Source organism: Pseudomonas sp. BW16M2, from assembly GCF_014268865.1.
Lineage (GTDB): Bacteria > Pseudomonadota > Gammaproteobacteria > Pseudomonadales > Pseudomonadaceae > Aquipseudomonas > Aquipseudomonas peradeniyensis.
Genome location: NZ_JABWRI010000025.1, coordinates 73,874 through 88,275, shown reverse-complemented (window position 1 = coordinate 88,275; position 14,402 = coordinate 73,874). Strand labels below are relative to the sequence as shown.

General features: G+C 64.8%; 7 protein-coding genes. 5 read left to right on the top strand and 2 right to left on the bottom strand.

Annotation, left to right across the window (positions count from 1 at the left end):
• Positions 1 to 86: 86 nt before the first annotated feature.
• Positions 87 to 1,316, bottom strand: a complete 1,230-nt coding sequence (gene lysA, locus HU735_RS20180; protein ID WP_186714941.1) for a diaminopimelate decarboxylase — start codon at positions 1,314 to 1,316, stop codon at positions 87 to 89.
• Positions 1,317 to 1,511: 195 nt separating this feature from the next.
• Here lysA and HU735_RS20175 point away from each other — a divergent pair, with 195 nt between their 5' ends.
• Positions 1,512 to 2,492 (top strand): LysR family transcriptional regulator, encoded by a 981-nt coding sequence (locus HU735_RS20175; protein ID WP_238349857.1) that lies wholly within the window; start codon positions 1,512 to 1,514, stop codon positions 2,490 to 2,492.
• A gap of 67 nt (positions 2,493 to 2,559) precedes the next feature.
• Here the strand turns inward: HU735_RS20175 and HU735_RS20170 are convergent, their stop codons facing one another.
• Positions 2,560 to 3,198, bottom strand: a complete 639-nt coding sequence (locus HU735_RS20170) for a TetR family transcriptional regulator (protein ID WP_186714940.1) — start codon at positions 3,196 to 3,198, stop codon at positions 2,560 to 2,562.
• 265 nt (positions 3,199 to 3,463) lie between these two features.
• Between HU735_RS20170 and HU735_RS20165 the strand changes: the two genes are divergently transcribed.
• The 4 genes from HU735_RS20165 to HU735_RS20150 are packed head-to-tail and all read left to right on the top strand — an operon-like array spanning position 3,464 to position 14,398.
• Positions 3,464 to 10,633 (top strand): non-ribosomal peptide synthetase, encoded by a 7,170-nt coding sequence (locus HU735_RS20165; RefSeq protein WP_186714939.1) that lies wholly within the window; start codon positions 3,464 to 3,466, stop codon positions 10,631 to 10,633.
• Positions 10,630 to 11,805 (top strand): FAD-dependent monooxygenase, encoded by a 1,176-nt coding sequence (locus HU735_RS20160; protein ID WP_186714938.1) that lies wholly within the window; start codon positions 10,630 to 10,632, stop codon positions 11,803 to 11,805. Before HU735_RS20165 ends, HU735_RS20160 begins: the two co-directional genes overlap by 4 nt.
• 32 nt (positions 11,806 to 11,837) lie before the next feature.
• Positions 11,838 to 12,707: an SDR family NAD(P)-dependent oxidoreductase gene (locus HU735_RS20155; RefSeq protein WP_186714937.1), complete on the top strand. Its 870-nt coding sequence runs from the start codon at positions 11,838 to 11,840 to the stop codon at positions 12,705 to 12,707.
• Positions 12,704 to 14,398: an aldehyde dehydrogenase family protein gene (locus HU735_RS20150; RefSeq protein ID WP_186714936.1), complete on the top strand. Its 1,695-nt coding sequence runs from the start codon at positions 12,704 to 12,706 to the stop codon at positions 14,396 to 14,398. The genes HU735_RS20155 and HU735_RS20150 overlap by 4 nt, the downstream gene beginning before the upstream one ends.
• Positions 14,399 to 14,402: the final 4 nt, after the last annotated feature.

The following is a 14,402-nucleotide window of genomic DNA, read 5'->3' as shown; positions in this document are numbered from 1 at the left end:
CGCGGGCTTGCCCCGCGACCACCGGCGAAGCCGGCGCCATACATCGCATCGCGGGGCAAGCCCGCTCCCACAGGTAGAGCTGGGCGTTAAACCCCCAGTTCCAGGGCCAAGAGCTCCTGCACGGTCTGGCGCCGGCGGATCATGCGCAGGTTGCCCTGTTCGATCAAAAACTCAGGTAGCAGGGGACGGCTGTTGTAGTTCGACGACATCGAAGCACCGTAGGCCCCTGCATCGTGAATCACCAGCAGATCGCCCACCTTGGCCTGGGGCAGTTGCTGCGGGGTCAGTTCCTCGTCGTTCTGGGTGAACACATCACCCGACTCGCACAGCGGCCCGGCCACCACGGTCGGCTGCAGCGGGCGGCTCACTGGCCGGCCTACCGCATCGAACAGGCTCATGCGGTGGTAGGCACCGTACATCGCTGGACGCATCAGGTCGTTGAAGCCGGCATCGACCAGGATGTAGTGCCGGTCGCCCATCTGCTTGACGGCGCGCACCTCGGTCACCAGGCAACCCGACTCCGCCACCAGGAAGCGGCCCGGTTCGATCTCCATGCGCACGGGGTGGCCGAGCATGGTTTCGATCTCGGCCCGAGCCACCGCCCAGGTGCGGGCGTAGCGTTGCAGGTCTACCGGCTGGTCATCGCTGCGGTACGGCGTGGACAGCCCGCCACCGATGGAAAAGGCCTCGATATCCATGCCCAGCTTGCCGACCAGCCCGACCATGGCGCCGGCCACCTGTTCCAGGTGCGCGTAATCCACCCCTGAGCCGATGTGCATGTGCACGCCGACCAGATGCAGGCCGTGTTCTTTCACGCAAGCCAGCGCCTCGGGTAGTTGCTCGTGCCAGATGCCGTGCTTGCTGTTCTCGCCGCCGGTGTTGGTCTTGCGGCTGTGGCCGTGGCCGAACCCCGGGTTGATGCGCAGCCACACCCGGTGCCCACGGGAGTGCTCGCCCAGCTGGCGGAGCATGTCGATGGAACCGGCGTTCACCTCGATCTTCGTGTCGACTACCCGCGCCAGAGTCGGTTGGTCCAGCACGTCGCAGGTCAGCACCACGCCGGCCGGATCGCCGTCCACCGTCGCCCCGGCCGCGAAGGCCCGCTCCATTTCCCCCAGCGACACGGCATCGAGCACCAGGCCACGTTCGCGCATCAGGCGCAGGACACGCAGGTTCGGGTTGGCCTTCTGCGCGAAGCGGACCGTGTCGAAGTGCTGCTGCAGCTGGTCGATGCGCTGGTGGATGGTCTGGGCGTCGTAGGCCCACAGTGGGGAGCCGTGCTGACGAACGGCCTGGGCCAGGAGGGTGGTGGTCATGGTGGGGTTCCTTGTAATGGATACACCGATGGTGAGGGAGATTGGTGATCCATAAAAATATCTTTTCTTCAATTAGTTATTCATATTTGATATGCAATGAAAGCCTTGTGGGAGCGGGCTTGCCCCGCGATCAATGCCAAGCCTCGCGGGGCAAGCCCGCTCCCACGCGTTCATTCCACAGGTGCGGGTTCAAACATGAAACTCTCTATCCGCCACATCGAAGTGTTCCGCGCCATCATGGCCGCCGGCAGCGTCACCGGCGCCGCCCGCCTGCTGTTCACCTCGCAGCCCACCGTCAGTCGCGAGCTGGCGCGCATGGAGCAGGTCACCGGGCTGAACCTGTTCGAGCGCGAAGGCGGGCGCCTGGCGCCCACGGCCCAGGCCTTGCTGCTGATCGAGGAAGTCGAACGCGCCTTCGTCGGCCTGGAGCGCATCGACCGCTTCGCCCAGGCCATCCGCAACTTCGAACAGGGCCGGCTGGCCATCACCTGCCTGCCGCTGTTCTCGCAGACACTGCTGCCCAAGGCCTGCAAAACCTTCCATCAGCAACACCCGGGCGTAAGCCTGAGTATCACCGCCCAGGAGTCGCCGCTGCTGGAAGAGTCGCTGGTCGCCCAGCAGCACGACCTAGGTTTGACCGAAACCGAGCAGGTGCCAAGGGGCGCGGTCGGTGAGTTGCTGTTCAGCGCCGACATGGTCTGCGTGCTGCCCAGGGGGCACCCGCTGCTGGCCAAGCCGATACTTGAGCTGCGCGATTTCCACGAAGTCGATTTCATCAACCTGGCCAGCCTGGACAGCTACCGACAGCAGCTTGACCGCCGTTTCCGCGAGGCGGGGGTGAACCGGCGTACCGTGATCGAAACCACCAGCGCGGCTTCGGTGTGCGCCATGGTTCGACAGGGCCTGGGGGTGGCGATCATCAATCCGTTGAGCGGATTGGATGCTCGACAGGCGGGGCTTTCTATTCGGCGGTTGAGTATTTCAGTGCCCTACCGAGTGATGTTGATCCGCCCGGAGCATCGGCCAGCGTCAGCGGTGTTGGAGCCGTTTTGCCAAGTGTTGGCGATGCGGGCACGAGAGATGGAAGCGGTATTGGTGAAAGACTTCGGTCGCCTTGGAGACGGTGAGCGTGTTGTTCAAGAACCCGATGCATCCCCGGCAAGGGCACCCGAATGACCCCATGAGGGGTAACGCCAATTCGAGTGCGCGAAGGTCCAGGGATGATTGGTTCAGGCAAGACAGTTCAGGCCGGGGCATGCGCCGGGAAGTTCAGGCCTTGCTCGATGACCGTGAAGATTTCGTCGAGAACGTCGGAATAGGGCACCGGTGAGGACTTTTTCATCTTCCACAGGTCATGGGCAGCGATGTGCGCGTAGTCCAGCACCCAGGCCAGGACATTGGGCCGGATATCCTCGCTGGAGTCGGTGCCCATGCGCTGGGCCAACAGCTTGACGATCGAGTCACGGCGCTCCACGCCGTTCTGCAGGTTCTTCGCCCTGACCAGCGGGTGGCTGCGCAGCAGTTCCTGCAGGGTCATGAAGCGGTCGGCATCAAAGCCGTAAGAGCCATTTTCACAACATCGCACGACTTCCACCGCAGCGTGGTGCAGCGCGCTCAGTGCTGGCTCTTCGGGCGGGCGGCGGTTGAGGGCGGCCATGAAGTCGTCGTGCTCGGCTGACTGATAGTCGAGCACCACGTCTTCCTTGCACGCGAAGTAGCGAAAGAACGTGCGGGTGGATACGTCAACTTTCTCGGTAATGTCCTCGACCCGTGTCTCGTCGAAGCCTTTTTCTGCAAACAGCTCATAGGCCGCGGAAATCAGCGCGTCACGCAGCATCAGCTTCTTGCGTTCACGCCTACCTACCTCTTCTTTCTCTGTCACGCGTCTACTTCCTCCTGTTAGGTCAGGTCAACGAGTGTAGACCAATCGAGCAGTATGGTTTTTATGTGACATTTGCGCAATTTCTAAAGTATTCACTGTAAGAAATATGACGCTTGACACAATCTGTCACTCAGCGACATTATTCGCGCCAGTGTTACAAAGCGGATGACGGACCATCCTGCGCTGGATTCGACGAGCCTGAAGAGGGCTTGCAGGGGCGGTCCGCTGAGCCGGAATCCACTATCTAAAGGGAGTTAGGTCACCGATGAACATTGCGATCAACGCCAGCGAAGCAACCCTGCATGAAGCACAGTCGCTGAGCCCTTACGAACAGGACATCTGGGTCGAGGCTCAGCGTGAGCCGCTAAGCCATCAGTTCACCGTGGCGTTGAGCATTCGCCTGCCACTGTCGTTCGGTCTGGATGCGCTGCATGAGGCCGCCGAGGGCGTGATGCAGGGCGAGCCCGCCTGCCGGCGAATCTATGTCGAGCATGCAGGCGCTGCGTGCGCCGAGGCTGCTCCCGCGCCGAGTGCAGTCGAGCGCTATGCGTTCGCCGACGCGGCGGGTGCCGAGGCCTTTTTCGAAGAGTGGTCGCGCAAGTTTTGGACGCTGTCCGGCGAACCGCTGGTGGACATTGCGGTGGGGCGTTCGCCCTCCGAGCTGGTGCTGATGCTGCGTGCCCACCATATTGTCGCCGACAGTTGGGCGCTGGATATGCTGGCCCGCAAGATCCTCGACGTACGTACTGGCGGCACCGAGCGACTGTTGCAGAGCCAGCCGTTCGCCGCCGCCAGCCCCCTGTTGGCAGCGGATGAGTTCGACACCGCCGCGCGTGAAGTCGCCACCCGGTACGCCGCGACGGAGCCGGTTCTGTTCGGCAAGTCGGCGGGCACGCTGTCGACGGCGCCCATTTATCGGCGCACCTTCCAGATCGCCGCCGCCGATGTGCAGCACGCCCTGGAAGGTGGCATCACGCCGTTCATGAGCGTATCGGCCGCGCTGGCGGTGTTGCTGTCCTGCCAGTACGGCAGTGAGCGATTCTTCATCGGCGTCCCTTATCTCAACCGTGACGCTGCGCGGATCACCCGTGTCGAGCAGCGCGCCAACACCCTGGCGCTCGGTGTCGAAATCAATCAGCACCAGACCTTCCGCGAAATCGCCCAGGCCATCCGACAGGAAGCGGCATTTCTCAAGGACAGGCAAGCGCTCCCGTTCGGTCGCCAGGTTTCGGCCCTGGCTCGCTCGGGGCATTCACGCCAGTTGTTCGATGCCACTATTTCCTACCTGCGTTATCCATCGCATGACCTGGACGCGCTGCAGCCGGCGGACCTGCGCAACATCGCCCATGTGCACGCTCAGGATGCCGTTGCGGTGCACTTGCATAGTTACGGCGAATGCGCGCAGGTGCAGGGCGAGGTGTGCCTGAACAGCTTGGCCTTTGCCTCCGAACGCAGCGCCACGGAGTTCCTCGATGCCTTCGTGCAACTGGTCGAGTGTTTCCAGAGCCACCTCGACCAGCCCGTGTCGGCGATGAACCTGTTGACCACCGAACAGGCCACGACCCTCGCCCAGTTCGAAGACGGCCCTGCCGAGTCCTACAGCGAACACGAAACGCTGATGTCGATGTTCGAGTCAACCGCAGCGCGGCACCCGCACCAGGTCGCCGTGCGCGACGGGCGGGGGGCAGCGCTGAGCTACGCCCAGCTCGACGCCTGGGCTTCGTCGCTGGCCCTGGCCCTGCAGGCGCGCGGCGTTGGGCGCGGCGACATCGTCGCGGTCTCGCTGGAGCGCTCGCCACGCATGCTCGCGGCGATCTTCGGCGTGCTCAAGACCGGCGCCGCGTACCTGCCCATCGACAGCGAATACCCGCAGGACCGTATCCAGTACATGCTTGAGGACAGCCAGGCCAAGGTGGTGATCACCGACCTGGCCCAAGTGATCGCCAGTAGCGATCCGCGCTGGTTCGACCTTGCCGCGGTTCCCGAGCAGGGGCCACAAGGTGCGCTGCTGCGCAGCAAGGCCCGCCCCCGCGACCCGGCCTATGTCATCTACACCTCGGGCTCGACCGGCCGCCCCAAAGGCGTGGTCATCGAGCACCACAGCGTGATCAACCGGCTGGAGTGGATGCAGCAGGTCCATCCGCTGGCCACCACCGACGTGATCCTGCAGAAGACCCCGGTTTCCTTCGATGTGTCGGTCTGGGAGCTGTTCTGGTGGAGTATGACCGGCGCCAGTGTGGCCCTGCTCGCACCGGGCGCCCAGCGCGATCCGCGGGCGCTGGTCGAAGCAATCCAGTACCACGGGGTGACCGTCGCCCACTTCGTGCCTTCGATGCTTGAGCCCTACGTGCAGGCGCTGGCCGATGACCGACGGCTGCTGGCGTCGGTGGCCAGCCTGGAATGTCTGTTCACCAGTGGCGAGGCCTTGAGCCCGGCGGTGGTCAACAAGTACCGCCGGCTGTTCGGCGAAGACACGCGGCCGCCGCGGTTGGTCAACCTGTACGGCCCTACCGAGGCGACCGTGGACGTCACCTGGTTCGAGCTTGATCTGCGTGGCCGTGACGATATCGAAGTGGTGCCCATTGGTTTCCCGATCAACAACACCTCGATCCGCATCGTCTCGCAACATGGCGCACGCCAGCCGATCGGCATCCCGGGCGAGCTGCAGATCGGCGGCGTGCAATTGGCCCGCGGTTACCTGAACCGCGCCGAACTGACGGCCGAACGCTTCATCACCGACCCCAACGACAACCGCCGCTGGTATCGCTCCGGCGACCTGGCTTGCTGGGAGGCAGATGGTTCGATCCTGTACCTCGGTCGCATGGACGGCCAGGTCAAGATCCGCGGCAATCGCATCGAGCTCGGCGAGATCAAGAGCGCATTGATGGCACTGCCGCACATCCTCAACGCCGAGATACTGGTCGAAGACGACGAAGTACGCGGCAAGCACCTGATCGCGGCCTATGTCAGCCGCCAACCGCTGCAAGAGCGCCAGTTGCGCCAGCAATTGGCTGTTACGCTGCCTGCGTTCATGTTGCCGTCGCGTTGGGCCGCCCTGGACCACATGCCGCTCACGCCCAACGGCAAGTTCGACCGCAAGCGTGCGTTGCAACTGATCAACAGTTCGGTGGCGGTGACGCCGACCGCCGTGCTGGACGAGCACCAGGCACTGGTCGCCGAGGTCTGGCGCAAGGTGCTCGGCGAGCAGGACATGGCCTGTGAGGATGACTTCTATTCCCTGGGCGGGGATTCGATCCTCATGCTCAAGGTGCGCTCGGAGCTTGAGCACCGGGGCTATGCCATCGACCTCTCGGCGCTAGGCGAACACACCACCCTCGGCGATCTGGCACAAGTGCTGGAGCAGCATGCGCTGGCCAGTGTGCCAAGCCGCGAAGCGCTGCCGGCGTTCGCCCTGGTGCGCGAGGTGGAGCGCAAGCGTCTGGCCGAAGACTGGGCCGATGCCTATCCGGTGTCGCAACTGCAACTGGGCCTGTTGTTCCACAGTCGTGAGCGTCAGGATGCGAAGGCTTACAAAGACGTGTTCCGCTACACGCTGAAGATGGCTTGGAACGAGGCCGCGTTCCGCCAGGCGCTGGCGGGCGTTGTCGCACGGCACCCGGCCCTGCGCACCTGCTTCAACCTGAGCGATCCCGGTCGGCCGCTGCAACTGGTGCGTCGGACGCTACCGGTGGAACGTGTGCTGGCGATCGTCGCCATCCAGGATGGCCGTCACGAGCAACGGATCGCGCGCCATATGCGTGACTGGGCCCAGCACGACTATGGCTTTGCCGAAGGACCGTTGTTCAACATCACCCTGTTCCCCGATGACAACGCCGGGGTGGTCGACCTGGTGCTCAGTTTCCACCATGCGATCCTTGACGGCGGCAGTGTCGCCAACCTGATGCGCGAGTTGCTGTTGGCCTACGCTCAGGGCGGCAGCGCCGAGCCTGACTACCCTGGGCAGGCATTGCCGAGCCCGGCGATGTTCGTCGAGGACGAACTGGCGGCGATGGCCGACGACGAGCATCGCCAGTATTGGCGCGATTACCTCGATGGCGCCAGCAACACCCTGCCGGTCGGTTTGGCAGGGCACCTGCAGGCGCCAGGCCATGGCGTGCTCTCGTACCGCTTCGAAGTGGATACGCGCCTGGACGCCGCGCTGGCCAAAGTGGCCCGTGCCAGCCACGTGCCGATCAAGTTGTATTACCTCGCCGCGCACTGTCTGGCGCTTGGGGCCATGAGCGGCGCGCAGGAGGTGACTACCGGCGTGGTAACCCATGCCCGTCCAGAGGTCGAGCATGCCGAGCATATGCTCGGGCTTTTCCTCAACACCCTGCCCATACGTGCCAGCCTCGAGGGCAGCTGGCAAGCCCTGGTCGAACGCCTGTACCTGCTCGACAAGCGCAGCCACAAGCATCGTCGCTTGCCTTTGAGTGAGATCCAGCACGCCAGCCCGGGGATCACCCTGGCGACAGCCTTCAACTATATCCATTTCCATGTGCTGCACGATGTGGCGACCCAGGCCGGAATCGAGATCGCCGAGTTCGACCCGCAGGAAGAAACCAGTTTCGCCATTCTAGCCAACGTGATGCGCGGCTACTCCGGCGAAGGTGTAAGCGTACGGGTCGACATGGACGCCGGGCGCTATGCCGGTGAACAAGGCCAGGCCTATGCGGAGCTGTTCAACCTGGCGCTGGCCGGCATGGCCTACCAACCTCAGGCCGCCGTCACGGTCGGGCGAAGTCTTGCCGAACTTGGCCAACTGCTCGACAGCGAAGCCGGGCAAGCCTTTGTCGCGGCGCCGCAGCGCATCGCCACCGCCGTGGGCAGCAACCCGCAGGCCATCGCCTTGAGGGGTGAGCAAGGGCAGTGGGACTACGCCCGTCTGTGGCGTGAAGTGGGTGAGGTGGCTACCCGCCTGCAAGCCCGTGGCGTGACCCAGGGCGACATCATTGGCGTGGCCCTGCCTCGCTCGTTCGAGCAGATCGCCACCGTGGTCGCCATCTCGGCCGTCGGCGCAGTGTGCCTGCCACTCGACCTTGGCTACCCGGCCAGCCGGCTCGAACTGATTGTGCGCATGGCCGCACCTAAGTTGATCGTCAGCGACACTGAGGTACCGGGGGCATCGGCCCAGGTGCCGTGTATGCCTCTGGGGCAGGAAGAGCCCGGCGGCGCGACGAGGGCCTGGGCACCGTGTGCGGAGATCGAAGCCGCCGACCCGGCGTACATCCTGTTCACCTCAGGCTCCACCGGCACGCCCAAGGGAGTAGCCATGGCCCATCGCGGGCTGGCCAATCTCGTAGTGTGGCAGAACGGCTCCGCTAGCGGCGCGGTGGCCTCGACGCTGCAGTACGCGCCGATGAGTTTCGACGTATCGTTCCAGGAAATATTCGCCACCCTCGGCGCCGGCGCCACGTTGCAGGTGATTGCCGAGGATCAGCGGCGCGATCCGGCGGCGCTGTTGCGCTACCTCGATCAGTACGCCGTGGAGCGGGTGTTCCTGCCCTACGTGGCGTTGCAGCAACTGGCCGAGACCGCCGCCACCTTGGACTTGTACCCCCGTGGTCTGCGGGTAATCGGCTCTTCTGGCGAACAACTGCGAGTCACCCCGGAGATTCGTGCGCTGATGAAGAGGCTGCCGGCCAGCTTGTTGGAGAACCAGTACGGGCCGACCGAAACTCACGTGGTGACCAGCCATGCCATGAGCGGCGACCCTGATCGCTTCCCGGCGCTACCACCGATCGGCCGGGCCATCGACGGCGTCGGCGTGCTGGTCCTCGACAGTACCGGGCAGGTGCTGCCGGATGGTGTGCCGGGTGAGATCTGCGTGTTCGGCGAGGCCCTGGCCAACGGCTATCACCGTGCGCCGGACGAAACCGCTGCCAAGTTTGTCCGTCATGGCAAAGTGCCAGGTGGTCGTTACTACCGCACTGGCGATATCGGTATCCGCAGCCTGCAGGGGCAGGTCATCAGCCTGGGGCGCAACGACGCGCAGGTGAAGGTGCGTGGCTACCGGGTCGAGCCTTCCGAAATCGAACTGAAGATCCTTGAGTACTTCGAGGCACTTGGCGAGCGTGTGGAGGTCGCGGTGGTCGCCCGTCCACGGGATCAGCTGGACGCCTACCTGGTGGCCTACCTGGTGGGGGACGCCGCGCAGCAGTCGACACATATCGACGCTCTGCGCGCGCAGCTGGCCGAGCAATTACCAGCCTACATGGTGCCGAGCCATATCGTGGCAATCGAGCGGATGCCCACCACGCCGAGCGGCAAGCGCGATGATGCGCAGCTTCGTGCCCTGGAGATCCGCCTGGCCAGCAACCGCAGTTACCGCGAAGCAATCGGCGCCTACGAGACCCAGCTCTGCCAGCTGGCCGCCGAACTGTTGAAGCTGCCGAGCCTGGCGCCCGAGCAGAGCATCTTCGACTGTGGCGCCACGTCGCTGACGGCGATGCGTATCGTCGTACTGGTCGAAAAGCTCTATGGCATCAACGTGCCGCTGTCGGCCTTCGTCAGCGCGCCGACCATGGAGAAGCTGGCGCAACTGATCGAGCAGGGAGGCGGGCAGTTCAAGTTCGACCCGCTGGTGCCACTGCGCCAGACCGGCGAGCGCCAACCGCTGTTCCTGGTCCACCCCATGGGCGGCAACATCCTTTCGTACCTGCGTATGCTGCCGCACCTGCCGGCCGACCAGCCGTTCTACGCCCTGCAGGCCTCGGGCGTGGACGCTGGTTCGCAACCGGTCGCCAGCGTCGAGGCGCAGGCCGCGTTGTATATCGAGGCCATGCGCCGTGTGCAGCCGCAGGGGCCTTACCTGATCGGTGGCTGGTCCTATGGCGGGTTCGTCGCCTTCGAGATCGCCAACCAGTTGATCCAGGCGGGTGAGCAGGTGAGCAACGTACTGGTGCTCGACACCATGGCGCTGAGCGACCAGGCCAAGGGCAAGGCCAGCGATGACGGTCTGCTGAGCTGGTTCTTCTGGGAACTGCTGTGGACCTCACGCGGCTCGGAGCTGCCGGTGACCCTGGTGCCCGAGCATATCGAGGGCCTGCAGGCACGTTTCGACTACATCACCGACCATGCCATTGCCATCGGCGCGATCCCGGCCGGCAGCACCAAAGCGGTGATGCAGCGTCTTTTCGAGGTGTACCGCAACAACTGGGATGCAGCCACCGAATACAACTACCTGGCCCGCCGTCCGGCTGTCGACATCACCTTGGTGCGGGCGAAACAGCCGCTGCCGCGGATTCTGCGCGAGATGCACGACACCATCCGCAGCGAATACAACGACCCGCTCAACGGCTGGACCGCGCAGACCTCGGGGCAAGTGCGGCTGGTGGAAGTTGAAGGCGACCACCTGACCATCATGGAAGAACCCTTCGTCGGCCCGCTGGTGGCCGCGATCCTGGCAGACATTCAACAAGGGACTGAGCAATGAGCAACGCACCCACCGCACTGATCATCGGTACCGGCATCGGTGGCCTGGCAACCGCCGTGGCCTTGAAGAAATCGGGCTGGGCTGTGCGCCTGTTCGAGAAGGCCGACAGCCTGCGGGTTTCCGGCTCGGGCCTGTCGGTGATGTCCAATGCCAGCGCCGCGATGCAGAGCCTGCTGGGTATTGACCTGGGCCTGGAACGCTACGGCGCGCCGATCCTCGACTTCGAGATCCGCCACCAGTCCGGCCTGCTGCTCAAACGCCTGCCGTTCCAGGAGATTGCCCAGGCGCAGGGCGCGCAGAGCGTGTGCATCTCTCGCCAGCAGTTGCAGAAAGCACTGCTGGACAATTTGGGCGAGGCGGACATCCAGCTGGGCAAGCGCTTTGCCAGCTATGAAGAGCAGCCCGGAGGGGTTCGGGTGAGTTTCGAGGATGGCAGCCAGGTCAGCGGCGACATCCTGGTCGGCGCCGACGGCTATCACTCCGCGGTGCGCGAGGCGATGGGCGTGCGTAGCGTCGTGCAGGAAGCCGGCTACATCTGCTGGCTGGCGCTGGTGCGCTACAGCCACCCGCAGATCACCCCAGGCTATGTGGTGCATTACTGGGGCAAGGGCAAGCGCGTCGGCATCATCGATATCGGCGATGGCTGGGTGTACTGGTGGGGCACGGCCAACATGCCCAACCAGCAGGCCCGGCAGTGGCAGGGTAACCGCACGGATGTGGCGCAGGTGTACGAGGGCTGGCCAGAGATCGTCGGCGACATCATCCAGGCCACGCCAGACGATGCCATCATCAGCGTCGATGCCAAGGACCGCTCGTTCCCCGCGACCTGGACAAAGGGGCGGGTAACCCTGCTGGGCGATGCCGCGCACCCGATGCTGACCAGCCTCGGCCAGGGCGCCGGCATGTCGATCGAGGATGCCGCAGTGCTCGGCCATGTGCTGGCCGATGCGCCGGACCACGCCGCAGCCCTGCGCCGCTACGAAGCTATCCGCCAGCCGCGGGCCAGGACCATCGTCAACGCCTCCCGGGCCTTGAGCGAGGTGGAGCAATACGACCGCTTCGTACCGCGGCTTAAGCGCGACCTGAGCATGTGGCTGGCGCCCGCGCGGACCATGCGCGAACGCCTGCAAGTCTCGCTGCTGTTCGACGACCTTGCCGTGCGTGCCCAGTGAAACCGCGATCAACCACCAGATAAGGGATTGTCATGAGCAAGAAAAGCGTACTCGTCACCGGCGCATCTTCGGGGCTTGGCCTGGCGGCCGCTCTGTTGCTGGCGCGCAGCGGCTTCCAGGTGTTCGCCGCCGCGCGTCATGTCCAGGAGCTGCCCGATGAACCAGGGCTGCTACCCGTGACCCTGGACGTGAGTTGCCAGGCGTCGGTCACCGCCGCCTTCGGTGAAATCGCCCGGGCTACCGATGGTAAGCCCCTGTGGGCGCTGGTCAACAACGCCGGGATCTGCGTGCCCAGCCCGCTGGAACTGTTGAGTGCCGAGGAGCTGCGGCGCCAGCTGGACACCAACGTGATCGGCCAACTGTTGGTCACCCAGGCCGCCTTGCCCCAGCTGCGTAGCAGCCGTGGCCGGGTGGTCAACGTCACCTCTGGGCTGGGCAGCATTGCCGTGCCCTACCTGGGTGCCTATTCGATTGCCCAGTTCGCCAAGATGGCCTTCACCGATGCCCTGCGTCGTGAACTCGAGCACTCCGGGGTGAGCGTGAGCGTGGTGCAGCCCGGCGCGATTAATACGCCGATCTGGGGCAAGTTCCGCGCCACCGGACAGCAGGTCCTGGCCCAGGCGCAACCTCAGGCGCGGGCGATCTACGGGGCGTCGTTCGAGACCTTCCTGGGGCAAAGCGAAGCGCTGGCGCAGCAGGCCGTGACCACGGCCGATGATTTCGCCAAGGTCATCCTGCAGGTGCTGACCACCCCGCACGTCGAGAGCCATTACTGTGTCGGCAACGACGCCGCTGAGTTTGTCGCCATGGCACGTAGCCTGAGCACCGCCGAGCTGGATGCGTTGTTCAGCGCACAGATGCCGGGCGCGCAGGCCTTCGCCCAGGCCGGTGGCACGGCATGAACCTGCGCAAGCTCAAGGCCTGGCGCGAGCAGCATGGACCGATGCTGCTCGCGGCCACTGCCGCGGTGCGCACACGCCAGCCGTTCAGCCCGTTCTCCGACGACTTGACGGATTACGACGCCAAGCTGATCGAGCAGGGCGAGAAGAAATTCAACAGCCTGTTGGGCAACCCGTTCACGGTCGAACCGGGTGTGGTGGACGGGGCAGCGGACCGGCGCGCAGGTGCCGAACGCTCGCCCTATGGCTTCGACCTGGGCATCACGTACCGGGCCGAGGCCTTCGATACGCTGGTCGAGCGCGCCGACGGTGCCATGCGCAAGTGGCAGCAGCTGGATGTCGAGCTGCGTTGCGCCTTGCTCTGCGAGGTGATCGCGCGGTTGCACGCCGACACCTTCCTGTTTGCCCATGTCGGCATGCACACCAGTGGCCACGGCCTGTTCATGGGCTTTCATGCCAATGCCATCCACGCCCAGGCCCGGGCCCTGGAGTCGGTGGCCAATGTGTTCGAGGTGTCGCGCGGGCTCACCTGCCAGCTGGAGAACGAGCTGCTGGTGGGGCAGGGGCCGGCGCAGCGCATTCAGCGTGACTTCCGTGTGATGCCGGCCGGGCTGTCACTGGTGTTCGCCGGCCAAGTGGTGCCGACCTGGGGTGCTTACCCTGGGCTGTTCGCTTCATTGGCCGCCGGCTGCCCGGTGGTGCTCGTCGCCCACGCCAATGCGGTTCTGCCGATCGCCCTGACGGTCAGGACGATCAAGGCGGCCTGCGCCCAGGTGGGGGTGCCGCACGACATCGTCAACCTGTTCCATTCCGACAACCTGGCGCACTACCGTGACGCCGCCCGGCATGACGCCGTGCGCCTGGTCGACTACATGGGCGGCGCCGAGTTCGGTAGCTGGTTGCGCCAACATGCCTGGCAAGCTCGGGTGATGACCCAGCAGAGCGCACAAACCTCGGTGCTGGTGCACTCGACGGCGGATTACGACGGAATGCTCGAGAACCTGGCGTTCGGCCTGTGTTCTTACTCCGCCCAGCTGTGCACCTCGCCGCAGAACATCTACCTGCTGGCCGAGGGCATCGGCGTGCCCGGCGGCCGCGTCACGGTGGAGCGGTTCCAGCACGACCTGGTCGCGCGTGTCGAGGAGGTGCTGGGCAGGTTCGCCCCACCCCGCGAACTGCTGGGCGCAGTGCTGGACCGCAGCAGGTTGGCCGAGATCCGAGCGTGCGAGGACGCACATTTCGCCAGGGTGCTGCGCCGCGCCGAGGTGCTGGAGGATGTCGAATATCCGCAGGCGTGCATCCTCTCGCCGTCGGTGATCGAGGTGCGTCCGGGCTTTGCCAGCAGTGTCGAGCATTACGCCCGTGAGGTGCGCGGGCCGGTGTCTTTCATCATTGGCAAGCCGGATATGCGCGAGGTGCTCGCGGAGCTTCGCCGTATCGGCCAGGCGTATGGCGTGCTGGGCCTTGGCCTGTACACCACCGACGCAGGCGTGGAGAGCGCGATGGGGCAGGTTGCCGCGCAGATCGGCGCGCTGTTGTCGACGAACTTCTGCGAGAACTTCTTCATCAGCCAGTGCGCTGTATTCACCGACCTGCATGGTGGGGCGATCGGCCCGGCTGCGGATGTCACCTATGGCGGGCCGGGTTTTTACCATGCTCGCCTGCGCATGACCGAACAACGGAAGATCCTGTGAATCG

Excerpts from the sequence above, each read along its gene's own strand:
- lysA (WP_186714941.1), bottom strand. The coding sequence starts at position 1,316 with ATGACCACCACCCTCCTGGCCCAGGCCGTTCGTCAGCACGGCTCCCCA.
- HU735_RS20175 (WP_238349857.1), top strand. The coding sequence starts at position 1,512 with ATGAAACTCTCTATCCGCCACATCGAAGTGTTCCGCGCCATCATGGCC.
- HU735_RS20165 (WP_186714939.1), top strand. The coding sequence starts at position 3,464 with ATGAACATTGCGATCAACGCCAGCGAAGCAACCCTGCATGAAGCACAG.
- HU735_RS20160 (WP_186714938.1), top strand. The coding sequence starts at position 10,630 with ATGAGCAACGCACCCACCGCACTGATCATCGGTACCGGCATCGGTGGC.
- HU735_RS20155 (WP_186714937.1), top strand. The coding sequence starts at position 11,838 with ATGAGCAAGAAAAGCGTACTCGTCACCGGCGCATCTTCGGGGCTTGGC.
- HU735_RS20150 (WP_186714936.1), top strand. The coding sequence starts at position 12,704 with ATGAACCTGCGCAAGCTCAAGGCCTGGCGCGAGCAGCATGGACCGATG.